This is a genomic window from Rhodococcus sp. LMD (assembly GCF_056108245.1).
The window spans coordinates 2,694,585-2,720,262 of sequence record NZ_CM148557.1 but is presented as its reverse complement, the minus strand read 5'-3'; the positions used below and the strand labels follow the sequence as shown (position 1 = coordinate 2,720,262).

The window sequence follows — 25,678 nt, the reverse complement described above, 5'->3', positions numbered from 1 at the left end:
CGCGCAGCCCCGACGTCACTCGCGCCGGTCCAGCAGCCCGTAGACCGGGTTGTGCCGGGCGGCGTGCCGGACCGCGTCGTCCGTCGCCGAGGTGTAGATCTGCACGGTCTGCAGTGACCGGTGGCCGAGCAACTGCTGCAGCTCCACCATCGTCGCCCCGCCGTCGGCCAGGCTGGTGGCGAAGGTGTGCCGCAGCGCGTGGGCGAGGGCGCCGCGCTTGCGCTCGCTCTCGATGCCCGCCATCCGGTACATCCGCCGCACCCGGTACTGCAGGGTGCCGCGCGTGATACGCCGGCCGTCGGCGCCGACGAACAGCGGATCGGCCGGGGGATAGCGCTCCCACACCGCGAGTGTCTCGTCGTCGCCGCGCCGGGGCCGATGCGTCGGCGGGAACCGGGTGTAGCGCTCCTCGAGATACGCCGAGACGATCGCGGTCCAGCTCTGCTCGAGCGGGATCTGCCGCTCCACGGTGCCCTTGCCCATCACTCGCAGCACGGGGGCACGGGTGCCGCCGAGCACGCTGCCGAGGTCGAGGCGGATCAGCTCCTCCGAACGGATACCGGTCAGCAGCAAGGTCGCGATCAGCGCCAGGTCGCGCTGCGGCCACTCCCGGCCCGAGGCGGCCGGGCGCTGCGCCTCGACGGTGAGGGTGTCCACGAGTTGCCCGATCGCCTTGGGCGTGAACGACTTCGGGGTGTGCTGGGGGCGCTTCGGCTGGGCGATCGACGCCATCGGGTTGCCCTCCGACACGCCTTCGGAGACCAGGAAGTTGCAGAAACTGTTCCACACCGACCAGGCCCGCCGCACCGACGCCGGCTGCCGCTCCCGCGCGAAGGCGGCGAACGCCGAACGCATCGCCCGGATCGTGATGTCCTGCACGCACAGCTCGTCCGGGGCGACCGAGAGGCGGACGGCGAGTTCCCCGCACACCGCCTGCAGATCCAGCCGGTACGCCTTGATCGTGTGCGCGGACCGCTTCGCCGTCTGCAGCGTCTCGAGGTACGCGGCCACCCAGTCCAGCAACCCCGGATCCACCCGGCCCGTCATGACCCTCCCCGCATCCCGGTCGTACACCTGTGCGATACCAGTGTGACATCCGGGGCCGACGGGAACGGTGCGACCCGGCGGGCGGCCACGGCCTACCGGTGTGACCCGGCCCCGCCCAGGCGCTGGGGTCCCGGGCCCCGGGCGCCCAGCACATCGCCGGGGTTGGCCAACGGGCACGACGCCAGGCTCAGGCAACCGCACCCGATGCACTCGGTGAAACTGTCCCGCAGGGCGGTGAGGGCCTCGATCCGCTCGGTGAGCCGGTCGTGCCACTGCCGCGACAACCGCGCCCAGTCCGCCGCGGTGGGCACCCGGCTGTCCGGCAGCGAATCGAGCGCCTCCCGGATCTCGTCGAGGGAGACCCCCACGCCCTGCGCGACCCGGATGAAGGCCAGGCGACGGAGCGTGTCGCGCCGGTAGGTGCGCCGGTTCCCCGAGGTGCGTCTGCTCTCGATCAGGCCGCGGGCCTCGTAGTAGTGCAGCGCGGACACCGCCACCCCCGACCGGGACGACAGCTCGCCCGGGGTCAACCACACGTTCGGCGGCATCGCCGTTCCTCCCGAATCCGGGGCCGGCCCCACGGACCTGCCGTTCGTCGAACCGACTGTACGACGAGGGGAGCGGGCCGGCGACGTCGCCGATCCACCCGTCGAGGGGGAGGTGGTGGTGGTGGTGTGCGACGGCCCCCGCCGGGACATCGCGGGCGGCGTGGGCGCGGCGGTCCGGGGGCCGGGGGCGGGGAACGAATCGGGGCGTGCTGAGGCCCGGCGTTGGCGGCGGCGTCGTGCCGGGAATGCGCGCATGCTCGCGCGCCGTGGGCGTGTGATGGATAACGGTGATTATCCATCAGTATTGTTATCAGCAATAGGTGAGTGGGTCCGCACGGGAGTGCTCGACGGGGAGAGGGCCTCGTCCGGCCCACGCAGGACGGGCGCCGACGGGTCGCGCGGTGCCGACCGACACGCCGGACGACCGCCGGTGCGAAGCGGCGATCCGGTCGATCGACGAGACGACGCGGGCGACCGGCCGGACGCCGCGCCGCCGGCCGACGGTGCGGCGAGGCCGGACGCGTCCGCCGGGGGCACTCCGGTGCGCGCCCGGTTCGAGCACATCCACCGGTTCGAGCGCCTGCATCGGTTCGAGCACCCGGGGTCCACCTTCCCGCGGGGAGGCTTCCGGCACACTACTTGACATAATGTGCATTATCGGCAATTCGGGATGCGGGGTTGACCAGCCGTTTGTCTGCGCGGCCCGCTCGGGTGTCGAAGCTTCCGGCGACCCGTGTCCGCACTGCGGGCGCTCGGCTTCCGCAACCGCGGCGCTCGCGCCGCCCGGCGTTCCTGCCGGCGTTCGCCGCCGGATCGTGCGGCTGCGGGCACCCGACGGGACCGGACGCCGGCTGCCTTCCACGGATCTCCACGCAGCCTCGCTCACGCTCCGGCGTTACCCGCCTCGCCCCTCCACGGCCCCGGCCCAGACGGGACCTAATTCGTCACGGTGACGATTACCGGGTCGGGCCCGTGTCCGACCGCTCGTGCTCCAGCGTGCCGAAGTTCGACCCGCGGTGGTCCGGTGACCCGTCCGCGACCGTGGGCGGCACGCTTGGGAATCGCCCGACCGGGTCGGCGTCGCGCGGGCCGGTCGACCGGGTCCGCAATGCGGGCTCCATCCTCTCCCCTCGCCCGGGGGTTCTCCCGGGACTAATTCGTCACAGTGACGTAAATCAGTCGGGTATGTCGACCGGTGTTCGACGGGACGATCGACCCTCGATGTCACGGTGTCGATCACGTTAGGCTTTCCGGACATTCGCCGAAGGAGGCATCCGTGAGCAGCCATGAAGTGAAGATGATCGTGCTGTCGACCGACGATCTCGACGAGTCCATCAGGTTCTACAACGAGACCCTGGGCATGGCGTTGAAGTTCCGGGACGGCGCCCATTTCGCTGCCCTCGACGGAGGTGGGGTCACCCTCGCGCTCGCGACCGCAGTCGATCATCCGATCCACGGCCAGGTGGTCGTCGGCATCAAGACCGCCGACGTCGATGCCGCCGCGAAGGCCATCGAAGAAGCCGGCGGCGGCATCGTGCAGGGCCCGTACGACGACGCGCACGAGCGCCGCGCCGTGGTCTACGACAACAAGGGCAACGGGTTGGTCTTCTACAGCCCGCTGAGACGGTGATCGGGCGTCTCGGACGGTGACCGGGCGCTGATCTCGGGGCACCGCCGCGACACGTCCGTCGATCGCCGGGGTCCCCTCCTTCACTGCGGGACCTCGCCCCGTCCGTGACCGTCCGCGGGGATACGGAAGATGCTGTCCCGAAGACGATTTCAGTTCCGTGGGCCCGCGCCAGTGACCGCCGGGTCCGCCAGTCGCGCCGACAGGACCTGCACGATCGCCTCGACCGCGTGCGGGGACACCATCTCGTGGTGATCGCAGTCGATCCGGTACTGGTGGATCTCCCCCGACACCACGTTGTGCCAGGCCGCGACCGCCGCGACCGGAGCGGCGGACCGGACGGCGGTGAAGAACAGCACGTCCCCGTCGAAGGTGGCGGGCCCGTGCCGGCGGGCGGCCCGCAACGCGGCGGCCGAGCCCCGGTGGATCCGCTCGAGGTGCGCGGCGGTCAGACCGGTGTCGCCGCCCAGCGCCGCATCGAGCAGCTCCGACGCCTGCTCGTAGGTCGGTTCCTGTTCGGCGTCGAACGGCACACCCAGATCGCGGAGCATGTCGCGGATCCCGACCGAGCCGGCGCCCCGGACGCTGAGGTGACTGTCGAGCAGGGCGAGGGTGTCCACCCGCTCCCCTCCCCGGCGCAGTTCCACGGCGACGGCGTGGGCGACGACGCCGCCGAGCGACCAGCCGAGCAGGTGATAGGGGCCGTGCGGCTGGATACGGCGGATCTCCTCGACGTACCGCCGGGCCAGCGCGGTGACCGACTCCGGGGCGGGACCACCACTGAGAGTGGGCAACTGGAGCCCGTAGACGGGGCGGTCGCCGCCGACGCGCTGGGCGAGCGGCGCGTAGGCCCACGACAACCCGGCGGCCGGGTGGACGCAGAACAGCGGTGCGCCGGTGCCGTCGCGCAGGGGGACGAGCACCTGCAGGGCCTCGTCGATGCCGGTGCGTTCCTGCGGGCCCCCGAGGTGGGCGGCGAGGCCGGCGGGGGTCGGATGCGTGAAGATCGAGTGCAGCGGGACGGGCCGCCCGAGGCGCTCACCGAGTGCCGGCAGCATCCGGGTGGCGAGCAGCGAGGTGCCGCCGAGGTCGAAGAAGTTGTCGTCGACCGAGACCCGGTCCAGGCCGAGATAGTCGACGAATACCCCCACCACGGTGTGTTCGAGTTCCGTGGCCGGGGCGCGGTAGGTGCCGCCGAGCGCGGCGAAGTCCGGCTCCGGGAGGGCCCGCCGGTCCAGTTTGCCGGCCGGCGTGAGCGGGATCCTGTCGAGCACGACCACGGCGGTCGGCACCATGTGGCCCGGAAGTTGTTGCGCCGCAAATGCTTTTATGTCGGCGGGATCGGGGGCGCTGCCGGGGGCCGGCAGGACGTACGAGGCGAGGACGGTCTCCCCGGACGGGGCGGTGCGGCCGACGGTGTGCGCGAACACCACGTCCCGGTGCCCGGTGAGCGCGGCGTCGATCTCGGCGAGTTCGATGCGGAACCCGCGGACCTTGACCTGGAAATCGGAGCGACCGACGTATTCGAGGCTGTGGTCCTTGGTCCAGCGCACCACGTCGCCGGTGCGGTACAGCCGCTCCCCCGGCGCCCCGAACGGGTCGGCGACGAACCGCGCGGCGGTCAGGTCGGGGCGGGCGTGGTAGCCCCGCGCGAGGCCCGGTCCCGCGACGTACAACTCACCGGCGACCCCGACGGGCACCGGTCGCAGCCGGGCGTCGAGGACGACGGCGTGGAAGGCGCGGGTGGGCCGGCCGATGGTGACGGGTTCCCCCGGCGCCAAAGGATCGCTGATGGAGGTCATGATGGTCGCCTCGGTGGGGCCGTAGGCGTCGACCAGGCGGCGGCCGGGGGCCCACCGGGCGACGAGTTCGGGAGGGCAGGCCTCACCGGCGACGAGGAGAACCCCCACGCTGTCGACGGTGTCCGGGTCGAGGGAGGCCAGCGCGGTCGGGGTGATGAACGCGTGCGTGACCTGTTCGGCGTGCAGGACCTCGGCGAGTTCGTCGCCGCCGTACACGGCCGGGGGCACGATCACGAGGGTGGCACCGGCCGAGAGGGCCATCATCTGTTCGAACACCGAGGCGTCGAAGCTCGGCGAGGCCAGGTGCGAGACGCGGCTGCCGGGCCGGACGTCGAGGTGCAGGTGTTCCTCGACGGCGAGGTCGGACAGGCCGCGGTGGGTGAGCACGACGCCCTTGGGGCGGCCGGTCGACCCGGAGGTGTAGATCAGGTAGGCGGGATGGTCGGGTTCGAGGGTCGCGGTGCGCTCGGCGTCGGTCGGGGGCTCGGGTGCGTACGGCGCGAGTTCGGCGACGGTGGTGGCGGAGTCCAGCGCGAACCACGGCACGGTGGCGGGCAGCCCGTCGCGATGGGCGGTGACGGTGAGGCCGAGGGCGGCACCGCTGTCGGTGAGCATGTACTCGATGCGTTCACGCGGGTAGCTCGGGTCGACGGGCACGAACGCGGCGCCGGTCTTGGTCACGGCCCACAGGGCGGTCACGGAGTCGAGGCTGCGGGGCAGACCGAGGGCGACGACCGTCTCGGGGCCGACACCGTAGTCGACGAGCATCCGGGCGAGGCGGCTCGAGTGGGCGTCGAGTTCGCGGTAGGTGGCGCGGCGGGGCCCGTCGACGACGGCGAGGGCGTCCGGGTCGACGGCGACGGCGTCGGCGAGGATCTGCGGCCACACTCGGGTGCCGAGGGTGTGCGGGCCGTGGGCGGGGACCAGGGCACGACGCTCCTCGTCGGTGACGAGGTCGATGTCGCCGACGGGGGTGTCGGGGGCGGCGGTGACGGCGTCGAGGAGGCGGACGAACCGGTCCGCGAAGGCGGTGACGGTGTCGGCGTCGAACAGGTCGGTGGCGTAGACGAGGGCGGCGTCGAAGCCGGCGGGGGCGCCGGTGTCGTCGTGGTTCTCGCCGAGGAGCAGTTCGAGGTCGAAGTTGGCGACCGTCGGGTCGAGCGGCACGCCACTGACGGTCAGGTGCGGCAGTTCGAGGCGGGGGCGTGCGGTGTTCTGGAATTCGAGCGAGACCTGGAACAGCGGCGCGTGGGCCGTGGAACGGGCCGGGTCGACGGCTTCGACGACCTGTTCGAAGGGGACGTCGGCGTGGGCGAAGGCGTCGAGGTCGGTGGTGGTGACGGCGGTGAGCAGATCGGCGTAGGTGCGCTGTCCGGGAACGTGGGTGCGCAGCACCAGGGTGTTGACGAACATGCCGACCAGATCGTCGAGGGCACGATGCCCCCGGCCGGCGATGGGAGTGCCCACCGCGATGTCGTCGCTGCCCGACAACCGCGCCAGCAGCACCGCCAGCACCGCGTGCACGGCCATGAACACGGTCGTGCCGCGGGCGGCGGCGAGGCGGGTGAGGCGTTCGTGCAGGGCGGCGTCGATCGGGAAGCGGACGACGTCGCCGCGGAAGGACTGCTGTGCGGGCCGCGGCCGGTCGGTGGGCAGGGCGAGGACTTCGGGCAGGCCGGCCAGGGCGGTGCGCCAGTAGTCGAGCTGGGTGGCGGCGAGGGAACCGGGGACGGCGGCGGCGCCGAGGCGGCCGACCTGCCAGAGGGTGTAGTCGGCGTACTGCACGTCCAGTGGCGCCCAGGCGGGGGCGTCGCCGCGGGTGCGTGAGCGGTAGGCGGTCATCAGGTCGCGGGCGAGGGGCCCGGTGGAGAAGCCGTCCCCGGCGATGTGGTGGACGACGAGGACGGCGAGGTGCTCGTCGCGGCCGAGCGCATACACCCGCGCCCGCAGCGGCACGTCGACGGTGACGTCGAATCCGGTGGCGGCGAACTCCGCGGCGGCGGCGAGGACGGTGTCCTCGGTGGCGGGCACGACGTCGACGGTGAGACCGACGTCGTCGGCGTCGAGGATCCGCTGCACGGGCCCGTCGGGGCCGGCCGGGTAGACGGTGCGCAGGCTCTCGTGCCGGGCCAGGACGTCGCGGACGGCGGTGTCGAGCGCGGCGACGGACAGATGACCGGTCAGCCGGATCGCGAGCGGAATGTTGTAGGCCGGGGAGCTGGTGTCGAACTGGTTGACGAACCACATCCGTTGCTGGGCCGGGGACAGGGGGATGCGGTCCGGGCGGGGGCGGCGGACCGGTCCGGCACCGGTGACCGGTTCGGTGCCCGGGGTCGCGGCCAGCCGGGCCGCGAGGGCGCGGACGGTCGGGGCTTCGAACAGGGCCCGTACCCCGAGGTCGACGCCGAGGGCGGCGCCGAGACGCGACGCGGCGCGGGTTGCGACGAGGGAGTTGCCGCCGATGTCGAAGAAGTTGTCGGTCACCGAGACCCGGTCGAGGCCGAGGACGTCGGCGAACACCCCGGCGACGGCGGTTTCGAGTTCGTCGGCCGGTGGGATGTAGTCCCCGCTGCCGCCGGACAGGTCCGGTGCGGGCAGGGCGCGGCGGTCGAGTTTGCCGACCGGGGTGAGCGGGATCTCGTCGAGGACGACGACCGCGGCGGGCACCATGTGCGCGGGCAGCCGGTCGCCGACGTGCGCGCGCAGGATGTCGGTGCCGATTTCGTGGCCGGGGGTGGGCAGCACGTAGGCGACGAGCACCGTCTCCCCGGAGGGCGCGGTGTGGCCGAGGGTCGCGGCGAACGCGACGTCCGGGTGGCTGCACAACGCGGCGTCGATCTCGCCGAGTTCGATGCGGAACCCGCGGACCTTGACCTGGAAGTCGGTGCGGCCCACGTATTCCAGTTCGAGGGCGTCGGTCCAGCGCACCACGTCGCCGGTGCGGTACAGCCGCTCCCCCGGCGTCCCGAACGGGTCGGCGACGAACCGGGCGGCGGTCAGGTCGGGGCGGGCGTGGTAGCCGCGGGCCAGGCCGAGGCCGCCGAGGTACAGCTCGCCGGCGACGCCGGCGGGCACGGGGCGCAGGGCGGCGTCGAGGACGACGGCGCGGACACCGCGCAGCGGTCCCCCGAGGGTGAGGGGGCCGGCGGCGGTCATCGGGGCGCTGATCGCGGCCATGATCGTGGTCTCGGTGGGGCCGTAGGCGTTGACCAGGCGCCGGCCGGGTGCCCAGGTGTCGCGTAGTTCGGCCGGCCAGGCCTCACCGCCGACGGCGAGGTCGGCGAAGGCGTCGAGGTCGGCGGCGGGCAGGGAGGCGAGGGCGGCGGGGGTGATGAAGCCGTGGGTGACGCTGTGCTCGCGCAGGACGCGGGCGAGTTCCTCACCGCCGTACACGGTGGGCGGTACGACCGCGAGGGCGGCGCCGGAACCGAACGCGAGCAGGTACTCGAAGATCGAGGCGTCGAAGCTCGGGGAGGAGAAGTGCATGACGGTGGCGTCGGGTCCGGCCCCGAACCGCTCCCGCTGGTCGAGGGCGAAGTTCTCGAGGCTGCGGTGGGTGGTCACCACACCCTTCGGGCGGCCGGTGGAACCGGAGGTGTAGATGAGGTAGGCGGGGTGGTCCAGCCGCAGGGGGCCGCGGCGGTCGGCGTCGCCGAGGGGCCCGGCGGGGGTGTCGGCGAGCCGGGCGGCGAAGTCGTCGGTGTCGACGGTGAGCCAGCGGACGGTGCCGGGCAGGGTGTCGTGGTGTGCGGCGGTGGTGAGCCCGAGGGCGGCGCCGCTGTCGGCGAGCATGAAGGCGATGCGGTCGGTGGGATAGTTCGGGTCGACGGGCACGAACGCGGCACCGGTCTTGGTCACGGCCCACATCGCGGCCACCGAATGCAGCGACCGCGAGATGCCCAGGGCCACGAAGGTTTCCGGGCCCACGCCGAGGTCGGTCAGGACGCGTGCGGCGCGGGTGGACCAGTCGTCGAGGCGGCGGTAGGTCCACCGGGTGGCGCCGTCGACGATCGCGACGGCGTCCGGGTGCGCGGCGGCGGTCGCGCCGAACAGCTCCGGCAGGGTGTGGGTGGTGCCGCCGACGGGACCACGGACCGGGGCCAGGGCGGCGCGTTCGTCGCCGACGAGCACGTCGACGGCCGCGGCCGGGGCGTGCAGATCGCCGGCGAGGGCGGTCAGGACCTTCTCGATGCGGTGGGCGACGGTCTCGACGGTCGCACGGTCGAAGACTTCGGGCAGGTACTTCAGCCGCAGGTGCAGGGTGGCGGTGTCCCCGCTGCCGGCCGGGTGGGCGACGATGCTCAGCGGGTAGTGCGTGGCGTCGTGGCCGCTGATCCCGGCCACCCGCATCCCGGCGATGTCGGTGTCCTCGGTCAGACCGGCCCGGTCCACCGGGTAGGACTCGAACACGGTGAGGGTGTCGAAGCCGGCGGCGGCGCCGACCCGGCGTTCGATGGTGCTCAGTCCGATGTGGTGGTGGTCGAGCAGGGCCGCCTGCTCGGCCTGTACTCGGTCGAGCAGGGCGCCGAGGGTCTCGGCGGGGCGCACGGTGACCCGGACCGGGACGGTGTTGATGAACAGCCCCACCATCGACTCGATTCCGGTGACCTGCGGGGGCCGGCCGGAGACGGTGGCGCCGAAGACGACGTCGTCGCGGCCGGTGAGCGCACCGAGCACGAGCGCCCACGCGGTCTGCACCACGGTGTTGACGGTCACGCCGCGGTCGGCGGCGACGGCGTCGAGGCGCGCGGCGAGCCCACCCGGAAGGTCCAGGTCGAGATCTTGCGAGACCGCGGCGGTGCGACCGGGCCGGTGGGTGGGGGCGAGCAGGGTGGGTTCGTCGAGGCCGGCGAGGGCGTGGGCCCAGGCGTCCGCGGCGACGTCGGTGTCCTGCCCGGCCAGCCACCGCAGGTAGTCGCCGTAGCTGCGCGGGCGGCCGAGGGCCGCGGTGTCGCCGTCGGTGGCGTAGAGCAGCAGCAGATCCTTGACCAGCAGCGGAGTGGACCAGCCGTCGAGCAGGATGTGGTGGTTGGTCAGGGCCAGTCGGTACCGGTCGGCGGCGACCCGCACGAGGGTGGCGCGCAGCAGCGGGGCGACGGCGGTGTCGAAACGGGTGCGGCGGTCCTCGTCGAGCAGGCGCGCCGCCTGGCGGTCCGGGTCGTCGAGGCCGGTCAGGTCGAGCACCGTCCAGGGCAGGTCGACGCGGGCGGGCACGACCTGCACGAAGCCGCCGGAGCCGTCGTCGGCGAACGCGGCCCGCAGGTTGGGGTGGCGGTCGAGCAGCAGTTGCGCGGCGCGGCGCAGCCGGTCCGGGTCCACGGTGCCCTGCAGGTCGAGGACGAGTTGGACGACGTAGGCGTCGGCGGACTGCTCGGCGAGCAGGGCGTGGAACAGCAACCCGGCCTGCAGCGGGGCGACGGGCCACACGGTGGCCAGGCCGCCGGCGTGCCCGGCCGCGCGGTAGTGGCGTTCGAGGCGGTCGAGGGCGGGCTGGTCGAGGGCGACGAGGGGCACGTCGGACGGGGTCAGGCCCCCGGCGTGCGGGCGGTGGACGTGTCGGGCGAGGGCGGCGGCGGCGGCCGCCCACCGCTCGGTGAGGGCGGCGACGTCGGCGTCGGTGAGCAGGTGCTGCGGGTAGGACCAGGTGGCGCGCAGCACGGGCCCGTCGGTGGTGGGCACGGTGACGGCGTTGATGTCGACGACCGCGGCGGCCGGCATGTCCGGGCTCTGCGCGCCGCCCCGGTCGAAGGCGTCGACCGGGAGCCACGGGGTGTCCGCGTCGGTGACGCCCGGGGTGAGCCGACCCAGGTAGTTGAAGCTGATCTGCGGGGCGGGGCGGGTGCGCAACCGGGCGGCGGTGTCGGCGTTGAGGTAGCGCAGCAGGCCGAACCCGATGCCGTGGTCGGGGACGGCGGCGAGTTGTTCCTTGACGGCCTTGACGGCGGCGCCGGCAGCGTCGCCGCCGTCGAGCGCATCCGGCAGGTCGACATCGCTCAGGTCGAACCGGACCGGATGAATGGTGGTGAACCACCCGACGGTGTGGGAGAGGTCCGCGCCGGGGGCGACGGCGGTTTCGCGGCCGTGACCCTCGAGCGCGATCAGGACGTGGTCGGTGACGGTGCCGCGGTCGCGGCGCCAGGCGGTGACCGCCAGTGCCAGGGCGGTGAGCAGGCCGTCGTTGACGGTGCCGTGGAACGCGCCGGGCACCGTGGTCAGCAGCGCTGCGGTGACGTCGGCGGGCAGGTCGGTGGCCAGGGTGCGGACCGTGGCGTTGGTGTCGACGACCGGGTCGAGCGGACGGTCCCCGAGCAGCGGGTCGTCCCCGTCGAGGATCGCGGTCCAGCGGTCGAGTTCGGCGACACGGTCGGCGCGGTGCGCGGCGTCGACGAGGGCGTGCGCCCAGCGTCGCACGGAGGTGCCGGCGGGGGTGTCCTCGATCGCGGTGCCGTGACGGGCGGCGGCCCACGCGGTCGCGAGGTCGGGGACGAGGATGCGCCAGGACACCCCGTCGACGGCGAGGTGGTGCACGACCAGCAGCAGGCGCCCGGCGCCGGCGGCGGCGTCGAACCACACCGCCTGCAGCAGGATTCCGGCGGCGGTGTCGAGGCGGTCGGCGGCGGCGTCGAGTTCGGCGGCGGCGAGGGCGAAGAAGTCGTCGGTGTCGGCGGCGGTGGTGACGGGGACGCGGTGGATGAGCGGGTCGGCGGTGACCGCGCCGGGGCCGCGGACCTGCAGGCCGACGCCGGCGGGGTCGTCGACGTCGGGGACGAGGCGGGCGCGGAGGATGTCGTGCCGGTCCAGCACCGCCTGCAGCGTGGCCGTCAGGGTGGCACGGTCCAACCCGGCGGGCAGCCGCAACAGCGCGGCCTGCGAGTAGCGGTCGATGCTACCGCCGCGTTCGAGCATCCACCGCACGATCGGGGTCAGGGGGACGGCGCCGACGCCGCGGCCGGGCAGCTCCGCGAGGACGGCGGGGCCGTCGCCGAGGGTGGCGACGGCGGCGAGCGAGGCGGGGGTCTTGCGTTCGAACACGTCCCGGGGGCTCAGCTCGATGCCGTCGGCGCGGGCGCGTGAGACCAGCTGGATGGACATGATGCTGTCCCCGCCGAGCGCGAAGAACGAGTCGTCCACGCCGACCGTGTCGAGGCCGAGGACCTGCGCGAACAGCTCGACGAGCTGCCTTTCGAGGTGGCCGGCGGGGGCGCGGGTCGTGGTGGCCAGCGCGCCGAAGTCGGGGTCGGGCAGTGCCCTGCGGTCGAGTTTGCCGGTGGCCGTGACCGGCAGGGTGTCGAGGACGACGAGGGTGGCCGGGACCATGTAGGCGGCGAGACCGACGGCGACCTGCTCGAGCGTGGCGGCCACGTCGACGGTCGCGCCGGTCTCCGGAACCACGTATCCGACGAGGCGGTCGGCGGCCCGCTCGTCGCGGTGGAGCACGACGACGGCGCGGGCGACGCCCGGGCAGCGCAGCAACGCCGCCTCCACCTCCCCCAGCTCGATGCGGAAACCGTGCAGCTGCACCTGGAAGTCGCTGCGGCCGAGGTATTCGAGCCGGCCGTCGCGGCGGCGGCGGGCGAGGTCGCCGGTGCGGTACATGCGCGCGCCCGGGCCGGCGAACGGGTCGGCGACGAAGCGCGCGGCGGTCAGGTCGGGGCGGCCGAGGTAGCCGCGGGCGGCCTGGTCCCCGGAGACGTACATCTCGCCGATCACGCCCGTCGGCACCGGGTGCAGGCGCCGGTCGAGGACGTGCACCGTCAGGCCGGGGATGGCGTCGCCGATGACGCTGGCCGAGGCGGTCGCGGCGAACTGCCGGTCCAGCGGCTGCAGGGTCACGTGCACGGTGGTTTCGGTGATGCCGTACATGTTCACCAGCGCCGGGGCGGTGTCCGGGTGGCGGCGATACCAGCGTTCGAGCTGGGCGAGGTCGAGGGCCTCGCCGCCGAAGACGACGTAGCGCAGCGACAGGGTGTGGTCGCCGGCGGCGCGGTCGGCCTCGATCAGCTGGTAGAACGCGGTCGGTGTCTGGTTGAGCACGGTGACGTGCTCGCGGCGCAGCAGGTCGAGGAATGCCTCCGGGGAGCGGGCGGTGTGGTGGTCGACGACGACGAGGCGGCCACCGTAGGCGAGGGCGCCCCACAGTTCCCACACCGAGAAGTCGAAGGCGTAGGAGTGGAACATGGTCCACACGTCGTGCTCGTCGAACCCGAACCGGCCCTGGGTTTCGGCGAGGAGGGTGACGACGTTGCGGTGCGGGACGACGACGCCCTTGGGGCGGCCGGTCGAGCCGGAGGTGTAGATGACGTAGGCGGCGTGGTCGGGGTGCAGCGCTCCGAGCCGGTCGGCGTCGGTGAGCGGGCCGTCGGGTAGGTCGGCGAGCCGGGCGGCGGTGTCGGGGGTGTCGAGCAGCAGCACCGGGGTGTCCCCGGCGGGCAGGGCGGCGGTGTCGGCGGTGGTGCTGACGATGCACACCGGCCGGGCGTCGTCGAAGAGGAACGCGAGCCGCTCCGGCGGGTAGGACACGTCGACGGGCAGGTATCCGGCGCCGGTCTCGAGGACGGCGAGCAGGGTGACGATCAGGTCGGTGGAGCGGGGCACGGCGACGGCGACGAGCCGGTCGGGTCCGGCGCCGTGGGCGATCAGGTCCCGGGCCAGGCGGCGGGCCCGCGCGGCGAGGTCGCGGTAGGTCAGCGCCGGGGTGGCCGGGTCGGTGGGGGCGGTGATCGCGACCGTGTCGGGTCCGGCGGCGACGGACCGCGCGAAGACGGCGGTGAGGGTCTCGGCGTGCCGGACGGGGCGGGGCGCGGGCGCGGGTCGTTCGGCCGGGTCGAGCAGGTCGAGGTCGCCGACGGGCCGGGCCGGGTCGGTGGTGACGGCGGTGAGCAGCCGCACGAACCGCTCGGCGAAGGTGGTGACGGTGGCGGCGTCGAACAGGTCGGTGGCGAAGGTGAAGGCGCCGGTCATGCCGGCGGGGTCGGGACCGGCGGGCGGGTTCTCCCCCATCGTCAGCTGCAGGTCGAACTTGGCGACGGGGGCGTCGGCGTCGAGGGCGTCGACGGTCAGGTCCGGCAGCTGCAGGTGGGCGCGTTCGTTGTTCTGGAATTCGAGGACCACCTGGACGAGCGGGGCATGGTCGGTGGCGCGGGTGGGGGCGAGAGCGTCGACGAGCTTCTCGAAGGGCAGGTCTGCGTGGCCGAAGGCGGCGAGATCGACCTCGCGGGTGCGTTCGAGGTGGTCGGTGAACGGCAGGGCCGGGGTGACCGGGGTGCGCAGCACCAGGGTGTTGACGAACATGCCGACCAGATCGTCGAGGGCACGATGCCCCCGGCCGGCGATGGGAGTGCCCACCGCGATGTCGTCGCTGCCCGACAGTCGCGCCAGCAGCACCGCCAGCACCGCGTGCACGGCCATGAACACGGTCGTGCCGTGGGCGGCGGCGAGGTCGGTGAGGCGGCGGTGCAGGTCGGGTTCGACGTCGAAGCGGACGGTGGCGCCGCGGAACGACTGGTGCGGCGGGCGGGGCCGGTCGGTGGGCAGCGGCAGGATCTCCGGCAGGTCGGCCAGGGCGGTGCGCCAGTAGTCGAGCTGCCGGGCGGTCAGCGAGTCCGGGTCGGCCGGGTCGCCGAGGACCTCCCGCTGCCACAGCGCGTAGTCGGCGTACTGCACCGGCAGCGGCGTCCACGCCGGGTCCTGTCCCCGGGTGCGGGCGGCGTAGGCGGTCATCAGGTCCCGCGCCAGCGGCGCCATCGACGCCCCGTCCGCCGCGATGTGATGCACCACGAACACCAGCACATGCTCGGCGTCGCCGAGCACGAACAACCGCACCCGCACCGGCACCTGCGCCGCCACATCGAACCCCGCGGTCACCTCCGCCGCCACCCGCTGCGCCAGCCCATCGGCGGACACCGGGACCGGATCGAGGTCGGGGGTGGCCTGGACGGGGTCGGTGACCAGCTGCGCCGGTCCGGTGTTCTCGCTCGGGTACCAGGTGCGCAGGGTTTCGTGACGGGCGATCAGGTCGTGCACGGCGGCGGTGAGCGCAGCCCGGTCGAGGCGGCCGGTCAGCCGGATCGCCAGGGGGATGTTGTAGGCGGCCGAGGTGGTGTCGAACTGGTTGACGAACCACATCCGCTGCTGCGCCGGGGACAGCGGGATCCTATCCGGGCGCGGGCCTGCGGTGAGGGAGACGCGGGGGCCGCCGGCGTGGTCGTCGAGGATGCGGGCGGCCAGGGTCCGCACCGTGGGGGCCTCGAACAATGCCCGCACGCCGGCGTCGGTGCCGAGGGCGGCGTTGATGCGGGCGACCACCCGGGTGGCGATCAGCGAGTTCCCGCCGAGGTCGAAGAAGCTGTCGTCGACGGAGACCTTCTCGTGGCCGAGGGCCTCGGCGACGATCTCGGCGATGACGGTCTCGGTCTCGGTGGCCGGGGCGCGGTATTCGCCGGTGGCCGACAGGTCGGGTACCGGCAGGGCGCGGCGGTCGAGCTTGCCGACGGGGGTGAGCGGGATCTCGTCGAGGACGACGACCGCGGCGGGCACCATGTGCGCCGGCAGTTGCCCGGCGACGTGGGCGCGCAGCGCGGCGGTGTCGACGTGGTGGCCGGTCTCCGGCAGCACGTAGGCGACGAGGGCGGTGTCGCCGGACGGGGTGGTGTGCCCGATCGTCACCGCGAACGCGACATCGTCGTGGGCGGTCAGGACGGTGTCGATCTCGCCGAGCTCGATGCGGAACCCACGGACCTTGACCTGGAAATCGGAACGCCCGAGGTACTCGACGGTGCCGTCGGTGCGCCAGCGCACCACGTCGCCGGTGCGGTACATCCGCTCCCCCGGCGCCCCGAACGGGTCGGCGACGAACCGGGCGGCGGTCAGGTCGGGGCGACGATGGTAGCCGCGGGCGAGGCCGGCGCCGGCGATGTAGAGCTCACCGGCGACCCCGGTGGGGACAGGCCGCAGTCGTTCGTCGAGGACGACCTCGTGGAAACCGATCGCGGGGCCGCCGACGGTGACGGTGGTGTCCGGACGCATGTCGGGGCTGACGCTGGTTTCGATGGTGGCCTCGGACGGGCCGTAGCCGTTGTACATGTGCCGGCCCGGCGCCCACCGGTCGACCAGTTCCGGTGGGCAGGCCTCCCCGGCGACGACGAGCACGCGCAGCTCGTCGAGCCCGGTGGGGTCGAGGGAGGCGAGGGTGGTGGGGGTGACGAAGGCGTGGGTGATGTGTTCCTCGCGCAGGATGCGGGCGAGTTCCTCGCCGCCGTAGACGGTGGGCGGCACGATGACGAGAGTGGCGCCGGCGCAGAACGCCTTGGTCAGCTCGAACAGGGACGCGTCGAAGCTCGGCGAGGCCAGATGCGACACGCGGGCCCGGTGGGTGATCGAGAAGTGTTCGCGCACTTCGGCATTGAGGTTCGTCAGGCCGCGGTGGGTGACGACGACGCCCTTGGGCCGACCGGTCGAGCCGGAGGTGTAGATCAGGTAGGCCGGATGGTCGTACCGCAGCGGGGCCCGACGGTCGTCGTCGGTGACCGGGGCGGGCGAGACGTCGTCGAGTCCGCGGCGCAGGCCGGGGTCGTCGAGCAGCAGCCACGGCACCGAGTCGGCGGGCCACACGTCACGGTGGGCGGTGGTGGTCAGCCCGAGGACGGCCCGGCAGTCGTCGAGCATGTAGGCGATCCGCTCGGGCGGGTAGCCGGGATCGACGGGGACGAACGCCGCCCCGGACTTGGTCACCGCCCACACCGCCGCCACCGACTCGATCGATCGGGAAATCCCCAGCGCGACGAAGGATTCGGGTCCGACGCCGCGCTCGACGAGGACCCGGGCCAGCCGGTTGGACCAGGCGTCGAGCTCACCGTAGGTGACGGTGCGGCCTTCGAACGACAGCGCGACCGCCTCCGGCACGATCGCCGCCACCGACGACAGCAGTTCGGGCCACAGCTGGGGGGAGACCGCGGGCCGGCCCCGCGCCGGGGCGAGGGTGGCGAATTCGCGGGGGGTGACGATCTCCACGTCCCCCACCGTCACGGCCGCATCCGCGGTGACGGCGTCGAGGATCCGCACGAACCGGTCCGCGAACGAGGCGATTGTGGCCGCGTCGAACAGGTCGGTGGCGTACGTGAACGCCGCCTGCACGCCGGATCCGGCGGGCCGTTCGGCGATCGACAGCTGCAGGTCGAACGGGGACAGGCCGGGATCGAGGTCGAGCACGCGGGCCGTCGCCCCGGGCAGGGCGATGTCGGGGCGCTCGATGTCCTGGAATTCGAGCAGCACCTGGAACAGCGGCGGGTAGGACGTCGACCGGGGCGGGTCGAGGGCCTCGACGAGCCGCTCGAACGGGACGTCGGCCTGGCCGAAGGCCGCCAGGTCCGCCGACCGGACGCGCCGCAGCAGCGAATCGAACCGTTCGCGTTCGTCGACCGGGGCCCGCAGCACGACGGTGTTGACGAACATGCCGACGAGATCGTCGAGGGCGCGGTCGCCGCGGCCGGCGACGGGGGTGCCGATCACGATGTCGTCGCTGGTGGACAGCCGGGCCAGCAGCACCGTGAGCGCCGCGTGCACGACCATGAACAGCGACGCGTCGTGCGCGCGGGCCAACGCGAGCATCCCGCGATGGGTGTCGGTGCCGATCTCGAAGGCCACGCGGGCACCGCGGCCGGACTGCTGCACCGGGCGGGGCCGATCCCACGGCAGCTCGAGCAGTTCCGGTGCCCCGGCCAGGGTGTCGTGCCAGAACGCGAGCTGCCTTGCGGCGAGGGAGGCGGGCTCGGACTCGTCGCCCAGCACGGTGTGCTGCCACAGCGTGTAGTCGGCGTACTGCACCGGCAGCGGCGACCAGGTGGGGGCGTGCCCCTCGGCGCGGGCGGCGTACGCGGTCATCAGATCCCGCCCCAGCGGTCCCATCGAGAATCCGTCGGCGGCGATGTGGTGCACGACCAGGACCAGCACGTGGTCGGTGTCGGTGACGGTGAGCAGCCGGATCCGCACCGGCACCTCGGTGGCGACGTCGAAGCCGGTGCCGACGATCCGGTCGATGTGCGCGGGCACCGTGTCCTCGGTCTCGACGGGGGTGACGGTGAAGTCGGGCTGCCACACCGCGACGGGCAGCACGACCTGTACCGGGCCGTCGTCGGTGAGCGGGTAGCGCGTGCGCAGTGTCTCGTGCCGGGCGGCGACGTCGGCGGCGGCGGCCCGCAGCGCGGCGTGGTCCAGCGTCCCGGCCAGGCGCAACGCGACGGCGATGTTGTAGGCCGGGGACGTCGTGTCGAACTGGTTGATGAACCACATGCGCTGCTGCGCCGGGGACAGCGGGACCACCGGCGGCCGGGTCGCGGCGGCGAGCGGGGGCCGGGCGGCGGCGTCACGGTCACGCAGCCGCTCGGCCAGGGCCGCGACGGTGGGTGCGTCGAACAGGTCCCGCACGCCCACCTCGGCGCCGGTCGCGGCGGCGATCCGCGCGGCCATCCGCATGGCCAGCAACGAGTTTCCGCCCAGTTCCAGGAAGTTGTCGTGCACACCGACCCTCGGCACCGCGAGCAGACCGGCGAAGATCTCGGCCAGCACCTGTTCGACCGGGGTCCGCGGCGCGACGTGTTCCGCCGCCCGGTCGGCGGCGAGATCCGGGGCGGGCAGGGCCTTGCGGTCGAGCTTGCCGTTCGGGTTCAGCGGGAGCCGGTCGAGGACGACGACGTGGGTGGGCACCATGTAGCCGGGCAGCCGGGCGGCGGCCGCCTCGAGCAGGGCCGCGGTGTCGACGGTGCGGTCGGACTCGGGTACCACGTACGCCACGAGCACCCCGTCGGAACCGTCGGCGGCGCCGGTGGGCCGGTGCACCACGACGGCGGTCTGCGCGACGACCGGGTCGGCGAGCAACGCGTGCTCGATCTCGCCGAGTTCGATTCGCAGCCCCCGGAGCTTGACCTGGAAGTCGGAACGGCCGAGGTAGACCAGGTTGCCGTCGCGGCGCCAGGACACGAGGTCGCCGGTGCGGTACATGCGGGTGCCGGGTGGACCGAAGGGGTCGGCGACGAACCGGTCGGCGGTCAGGTCGCCGCGCCCGACGTAGCCGCGGGCGAGCTGGATGCCGGACAGGTACAGCTCGCCGACGGCACCGACGGGGACGGGGTGCAGCCGCGCGTCGAGGACGTGGACGCGGGTGTTCCACACCGGTGCACCGATCGGCACGACGTCGGCGTCGTCGTCGGTGCACGCCCACGAGGTGACGTCGACGGCGGCCTCGGTGGGCCCGTACAGGTTGTGCAGCGCGGCGGCGGGAAACGCCGCGTGGGCGGCGGTGACCGTGGCAGGGGGCAGCGCCTCGCCGCTGCAGAACAGCAGCCGCAGCGACGGGCAGCGGCCCGCGTCGGTGGCCGCGACGAACACCGCGAGCATGGACGGCACGAAATGCGCCACGGTGACGTGCTGCTGCTCGACGACGGTGGTCAGGTAGGCGGGGTCGCGGTGCCCGTCGGGTGCGGCGACGACGAGCCGAGCCCCGGTGTGCAACGGCCAGAAGAACTCCCACACCGACACGTCGAACGTGAACGGGGTCTTCTGCAGGACGGTGTCCTCGGCGGTGAGCGGGTAGGCGTGCTGCATCCACCGCAGCCGGTTGACGATCGCGGCGTGCGGGACCGCGACCCCCTTGGGGCGGCCGGTGGAGCCGGAGGTGTAGAGCACGTAGGCGAGGTGGTCCCCCGTCAGCGGGGCGGTGCGCTCCTGCGGGGTGAGGGCGGCGGCGGACTCGCCGCTCGGCTCCAGCCGGTCCAGCTCGAGGACCGGGACGGAGGTGGGCAGCGGTGTCCGGTCGGCGGTGGTGGTGAGCACGCACACCGGGCGGGCGTTGTCCAGGACGTACTCGAGCCGGTCGGCGGGATGGTCGGGGTCGAGCGGCAGGTACGCGCCGCCGGCCTTGATCACCGCGTACATCCCGACGAGCAGCTCGACCGAGCGGCGCATCGCGAGACCGACGAGACGGTCCGGACCGACCCCGGCGGCGATCAGGTGCCGGGCGAGCCGGTTGGTGCGGGCGTCGAAGTCGGCGTACGTCACGGTCTCGTCGCCGAACACGACGGCGTCGGCGTCGGGCGTGCGGGCGGCCTGCCGGGCGAACAGGTCGGCGAGGGTGTGCGCGGTGCGGGGCGCGTCGGTGGCGTTCCAGCGCCGCAGGATCAGCTCCCGTTCTCCCCCCTCGAGCAGGTCGAGGTCGCCGACGGGGACGTGCGGGGCGGCGGTCACGGCGGTGAGCAGCCTCACGAACCGCTCGGTGAGGGCGGTGACGGTGCCGGGGTCGAACAGGTCGGTCGCATACGACAGGGCGCCGGTGAGGGCGGCGCCGTCGTGGCCGGGGACCTCGGTCAGGGTCAGGTGCAGATCGAATTTGGTGGTGCCGGTGTCGATTTCGGAGACGTCGACGGTCAGGTCGGGTAGCTGCAGGCGGGCCGACTCGGTGTTCTGGAATGCCAGCATCACCTGGAACAGCGGCGCGTACGCCTCGGACCGGTGGCCGGGGACGGCATCGACCAGGGCGTCGAACGGCAGGTCGGTGTGGGCGAGGGCGTCGAGGTCCCGGTCCCGCACGCGGGTCAGGTGTTCGGCGAAGGTGTGCTGCGCGTCGACGGGGGTGCGCAGCACCACGGTGTTGACGAACATGCCGACCAGATCGTCGAGGGCACGGTCGCCGCGACCGGAGACGGGGGTGCCCACGGTGACGTCGTCGCTGCCCGACAGCCGGGACAGCAGCACCGCCAGGGCGGCGTGCACGGTGATGAAGGGGGTGGCGCCGTGGGTGCGGCCCAGTTCGCCTACGGCCCGGTACAGCTCGGCACCGACGTCGAAGCGGACGGTGGCGCCGCGGAACGACTGGTGCGGCGGGCGGGGCCGGTCGGTGGGCAGCGCCAGCACTTCCGGTGCCCCGGACAGGGTCTCGCGCCAGTAGTCGAGTTGGGCGGCGGCGAGCGAGTCCGGGTCGGCCGGGTCGCCGAGGACCTCCCGCTGCCACAGCGCGTAGTCGGCGTACTGCACCTCGAGGGGCGTCCAGGCGGGCGCGGAGCCGTCGGTGCGGGCGGCGTAGGCAGTCATCAGGTCCCGCGCCAGCGGCGCCATCGACGCCCCGTCCGCCGCGATGTGATGCACCACGAACACCAGCACATGCTCCCCGTCGCCGAGCACGAACAACCGCACCCGCACCGGCACCTGCGCCGCCACATCGAACCCCGCGGTCACCTCCGCCGCCACCCGCTGCGCCAGCCCATCGGCGGTGACGGTCGTCGCGGTGAGATCGACGGGCACCTGCTCGACCGGGCGGATCCGCTGGACGGGTCCGTCGGCGGTGGCCGGGAACTCGGTGCGCAGGGCCTCGTGGCGGGCAAGCACATCGGTGACGGCGGCGGTGAGGGCGTCGCGGTCGAGTCGGCCGCGCAGCCGGATCGCCATCGGGATGTTGTAGGCCGGGGAGGTGGTGTCGAGCTGGTTGACGAACCACATCCGCTGCTGCGCTGCGGAGACCGGGAGCACGTCCGGGCGGGGCCCGGCCACCAGCGGCGCCCGGGTGCCCGCGCCGGCGCCGGCGGTCAGGGCGGCCAGGGTCCGCACCGTGGGGGCCTCGAACAATGCCCGCACGCCCAGGTCGGTGCCGAGGGCGGCGTTGACGCGGGCGACCACCCGGGTGGCGATCAGCGAGTTCCCGCCGAGATCGAAGAAGCTGTCGTCGACACCGACGCGGTCGACGCCGAGGAGTTCGGCGAACACCTGCGCCACCGTCCGTTCGGCGTCGGAGGACGGCGCGACGTAGGTGCTGCCGTCGGGCGCGAGCACGGGCACCGGCAGCGCACGCCGGTCGAGCTTGCCGACGGGAGTGAGGGGGATCTCGTCGAGAACGACGATCGCCGTGGGCACCATGTGCGCCGGCAGGCTCCGCGACAGGTGCGCGAGGAGGGCGCCGGGTTCGGCGGTGTGCCCGGCCGGCGGCAGCACGTAGGACACCAGGACGGTGTCGCCGGACGGGGCGGTGTGCCCGATCGTCACCGCGAACGCGACATCGTCGTGGGCGGTCAGGACGGTGTCGATCTCGCCGAGCTCGATGCGGAACCCACGGACCTTGACCTGGAAATCGGAACGCCCGAGGTACTCGAGGTCGCCGTCGGTGCGCCAGCGCACCACGTCGCCGGTGCGGTACATCCGCTCCCCCGGCGCCCCGAACGGGTCGGCGACGAACCGTTCGGCGCTGAGCCCGGGCCGGCCGCGGTAGCCGCGGGTGATGCCCGGTCCGGCGATGTAGAGATCGCCGGCGACCCCGACCGGCACCGGCCGCAGTCGGGAGTCCAGGACGACCTCGTGGGTGCCGCGCACGGGGGTGCCGATCGGGATCGCCGGTGCCGGCGTCAGCGGGCCGCAGATGTTGACGACGATGGTGGCCTCGGTCGGGCCGTACGCGTTGAACATCCGTCGGCCCGGGGCCCAGCGGGCGACGAGTTCGGGCGGGCACGCGTCCCCGGCGACGGTGACCGACTCGGCGGCGACGCCCTCCGGGTCGACCGAGGCCAGCGCCGCGGGGGTGGAGAAGGCATGGGTGATGCGTTGCTCGCGGAAGAAGCGGGCGAGTTCCTCGCCGCCGTAGATCGTCGGGGGCACCACGACGAGGGTGGCGCCGATCGCGAAGGCGGTCATGTACTCGTACACCGAGGCGTCGAAGCTCGGCGACGAGAAGTGCGAGACCCGCGAGTGCAAGGTGGGGCCGTGCCGGCCGTGCAGTTCGGCGCACAGGTTCGCCAGACCGCGATGCGGGACCACCACGCCCTTGGGTCGACCGGTGGACCCGGAGGTGTAGATCAGGTAGGCGGGATGGTCGAAGTGCAGCGCGCCGCGCCGGTCGAGGTCCGACAACGGGCCGTCGGGGACCGAGTCCAGCGCCGTGACGAACTCCGCGTCGTCGAGCACCAGCCACGGCACGTCGTCCGGCAGGCCGTCGCGGTGGGCGGTGGTGGTCAGCCCGAGCACCGCCCCGGAGTCGGCGAGCATGTACTCGATCCGCTCGGCCGGGTACGTCGGGTCGACCGGCATGTAGGCGGCACCGGACTTGGCCACCGCCCAGATCGCGGCCACCGATTCGAGGGATCGGGCGATGCCGAGGGCGACGAACGTCTCCGGCCCGGCGCCGGCGTCGATCAGGACCCGGGCGACCCGATCGGACCAGGCGTCGAGCTGCCCGTACGTCATCGTGCGGCCCTCGAACTCGAGCGCACTCGCCTCCGGGACGTGCGAAGCCACCGCGGTGAGGATCTCGGGCCACAGCTGCGGGGACACGCCGGGCAGTCCGCGGACCGGGCTCAGCTGCGCCGCTTCGTCCGGGAAGACGATGTCGACGCTGCCGACCGGGGCGGTGGGGTCGGCGGCGACGGTGCCCAGAACCCGCAGCAAACGTTCGAAGAACGATCGTGCGGTGGCGGGGTCGTAGAGGTCGGTGGCGTACGTACCCCGCAGGTGGGTGCCGTCGGGGCCGGTCGCGGTGTGCAGCGCGAGTTCGGCGTGCGCGAGGCCGTCGTCGGCGGCGGTGCCGCCGGGGTCGAGAAGCACCGGCAGGGCCGGCACGTGCTGTGCGTCGAAGCACCGGGCGAGCCGGTCGGCCGGGACGTCGGCGTGGGCGGTGGCGGCGGCGTGGATCGCCGCGACCCGGCCGAGCAGCTCGGCGAACGGCTCGTTCTCGTCGAGCCGCACCCGCAGCGGCAGCGCCCCGGCCGGGGTGGACAGTCCGACGAGGGTGTCGGCGCCGGCGGTGAGCCGGGCGACGAGGACCGCGGCGGCGGCGTGCAGCACCTCGGTGGCGGTGACGCCGTGGCGCCGGGCGAGGTCGCCCACCCGGTCCCCCAGCTCGGCGGGGACGGGTAGGTCGAGGCGGGCGGCGACGGGGGTGCTGCGCGGACCGGTGCGGCGACGGTCGGCGGGCAGCTCGAGGTGTTCGGGCGCCCCGGCCAGGGCGGCCCGCCAGAACCGCTCGAGGTCGGCGTCGCGGCGCAGGCGCTCGGCGACGGCGGCGGTCGCGGGGTGGATGCGCGCGACCGGCGTGTCCGGTTCGGCCCGCAGGAACTCGCCGAACAGCTCGACAAAGCGAGCGTGGTGCTCGCGCAGCTCGTCCGGCTCGTACTGGTGGGGATTGCCGCGGAAATCCACGAACGTCCGGGCGGGGGTGCCGCTCTGATAGATGTTGACCAGCAGGTCCTCGACCGGACCCGAGGTCATGATGTGGAACTCGCCGCGGATGGGGCCGAGCGCGATCTCCTGGCGGAAGAGCATCACGTTGATCATCGGTCCGCCGTAGCTGCGGGCCCGGCCGGTGGTGCCGGTCTCGCGGCGGATGTCCTCGAGGCTGAAGCGCTGGTGCCGCAGCGCACCGGTCAGTTCCAGCTGGGCGCGGTGCACCAGGTCGCCGCGGGTGTCGGTGTCCTCGAGGCGGATGTGCAGCGGCGCGGTGTTGACGAGCATGCCGCCGGAGCGCTTGGCCGCCACGGTGGTCCGCGCGAACACCGGCAGGTTGAGCATCACGTCGGCGCGGCCGGTGATCCGGGAGAGGTAGCACGCGAACGCCGCGACCACCGTCGCGGCCGCCGACGATCCGCTCGTGGCGTCGGCGTCGGTCAGCCGGGCGACCAGGTCGTCGGGCAGGGTGACGCTGTCGAGGGTGCTGCGCGCGGCGGTCGGGGCCGTCCGCCGCGCCAGGGTCGATCCGTCCTCGAGCCCGGCGACCCGCCCGATCCAGTGGTCGCGGTCGCTCGTGTACCGGCTCGAACCGCGGTAGTCGAGGTCGGATCGGTAGAGGGAGTGCAGGTCGGCGGCGGTGGGCGGCTCGGGGGCCCGGTCCTCGTGGGCCGCCGAGTACAGGGCGGCGATCCGGTTGACCATCGTCATGGCGCCGAAACCGTCGAGGGCGACGTGGTGGATCCGGCTGTACCACAGGTGCCGTCGCTCGCCGAGCCGCAGGATCGTCATGTTCACCAGCGGGTCGCGGGCCAGATCGACCGGGGTGGCGTAGTCGGTGTTCATCCACTGCTGCGCCGCGGCCATCGGGTCCGGGGCCCCGGAGAAGTCGAGCAGCGGGACGTCGCTGCGGTCGAGGTCCGGATCGACGTACTGGTAGGGCTCGCCGTCGACCTCGACGACGCGCAGGTACGGCGACTGGAACTCGCGCGCGGCCTCGTGCGCGACGGCGCGCAGCAGATCCAGGTCGAGGTCTCCGGGCAGGTCGACGTACTGGGCGATGCAGACGGGGACCTCGGGTGCCAGCTGTTGCGCGACCCAGATCGAACGCTGGGCGGAGGACAACGGGAAGGCCCCGGGCGGAATGTACGGCCGCTCTTGCAACGAACTCCCCTTCACGAAAGTGATTCCAGTGCTGTCCTGGCACCCCCCGGCACCGTGCAGGAAAACCTCTCGGTCGGATCGACGTGGCTGTAGCTCTCTCCCCTTCGATCGTCCGCGCCCTCGAAGATGTGACAGCGGGCGCTCCCTCAAGCTAGACCACCGCGACGACATCCCGACCCGAAACCGGAGCGAAAAATCGACCCCCCGGGCCGCATCGTTTCCGAGTCGAGACCTCGACGGGGACCTGTCGCCGTCTCGACCGCAGATCGACGGGAAACTGTGACCGTTCCATCGCGGTC

The 25,678-nt window shown here is 73.4% G+C and carries 4 protein-coding genes; 1 reads left to right on the top strand and 3 read right to left on the bottom strand.

All coding sequences use genetic code 11. From position 1 onward, the window contains the following. Nucleotides 1-15 precede the first annotated feature (15 nt). Nucleotides 16-1,047, bottom strand: coding sequence for a tyrosine-type recombinase/integrase (locus tag ACWPQI_RS12545; protein WP_017682306.1), 1,032 nt, complete (start codon nucleotides 1,045-1,047; stop codon nucleotides 16-18). A 92-nt stretch (nucleotides 1,048-1,139) separates the two neighbouring features. Then, complete coding sequence (gene soxR / locus ACWPQI_RS12540) at nucleotides 1,140-1,595, bottom strand: redox-sensitive transcriptional activator SoxR (protein WP_010596501.1); 456 nt, start codon at nucleotides 1,593-1,595, stop codon at nucleotides 1,140-1,142. Between the two features lie 1,276 nt (nucleotides 1,596-2,871). Between soxR and ACWPQI_RS12535 the strand changes: the two genes are divergently transcribed. Continuing rightward, the gene (locus tag ACWPQI_RS12535) at nucleotides 2,872-3,225 is read left to right on the top strand and encodes a VOC family protein (protein ID WP_048773801.1); all 354 of its coding nucleotides are present in this window, start codon (nucleotides 2,872-2,874) and stop codon (nucleotides 3,223-3,225) included. A gap of 149 nt (nucleotides 3,226-3,374) precedes the next feature. Here the strand turns inward: ACWPQI_RS12535 and ACWPQI_RS12530 are convergent, their stop codons facing one another. Beyond that, on the bottom strand, nucleotides 3,375-25,379 hold the full coding sequence (locus ACWPQI_RS12530) for a non-ribosomal peptide synthase/polyketide synthase (RefSeq protein WP_474738831.1): 22,005 nt from the start codon (nucleotides 25,377-25,379) through the stop codon (nucleotides 3,375-3,377). Nucleotides 25,380-25,678 lie beyond the last annotated feature (299 nt).

Bases quoted from the DNA above. Each gene is read 5' to 3' on its own strand.
- ACWPQI_RS12545 (WP_017682306.1), bottom strand. From the start codon at position 1,047: ATGACGGGCCGGGTGGATCCGGGGTTGCTGGACTGGGTGGCCGCGTAC.
- soxR (WP_010596501.1), bottom strand. From the start codon at position 1,595: ATGCCGCCGAACGTGTGGTTGACCCCGGGCGAGCTGTCGTCCCGGTCG.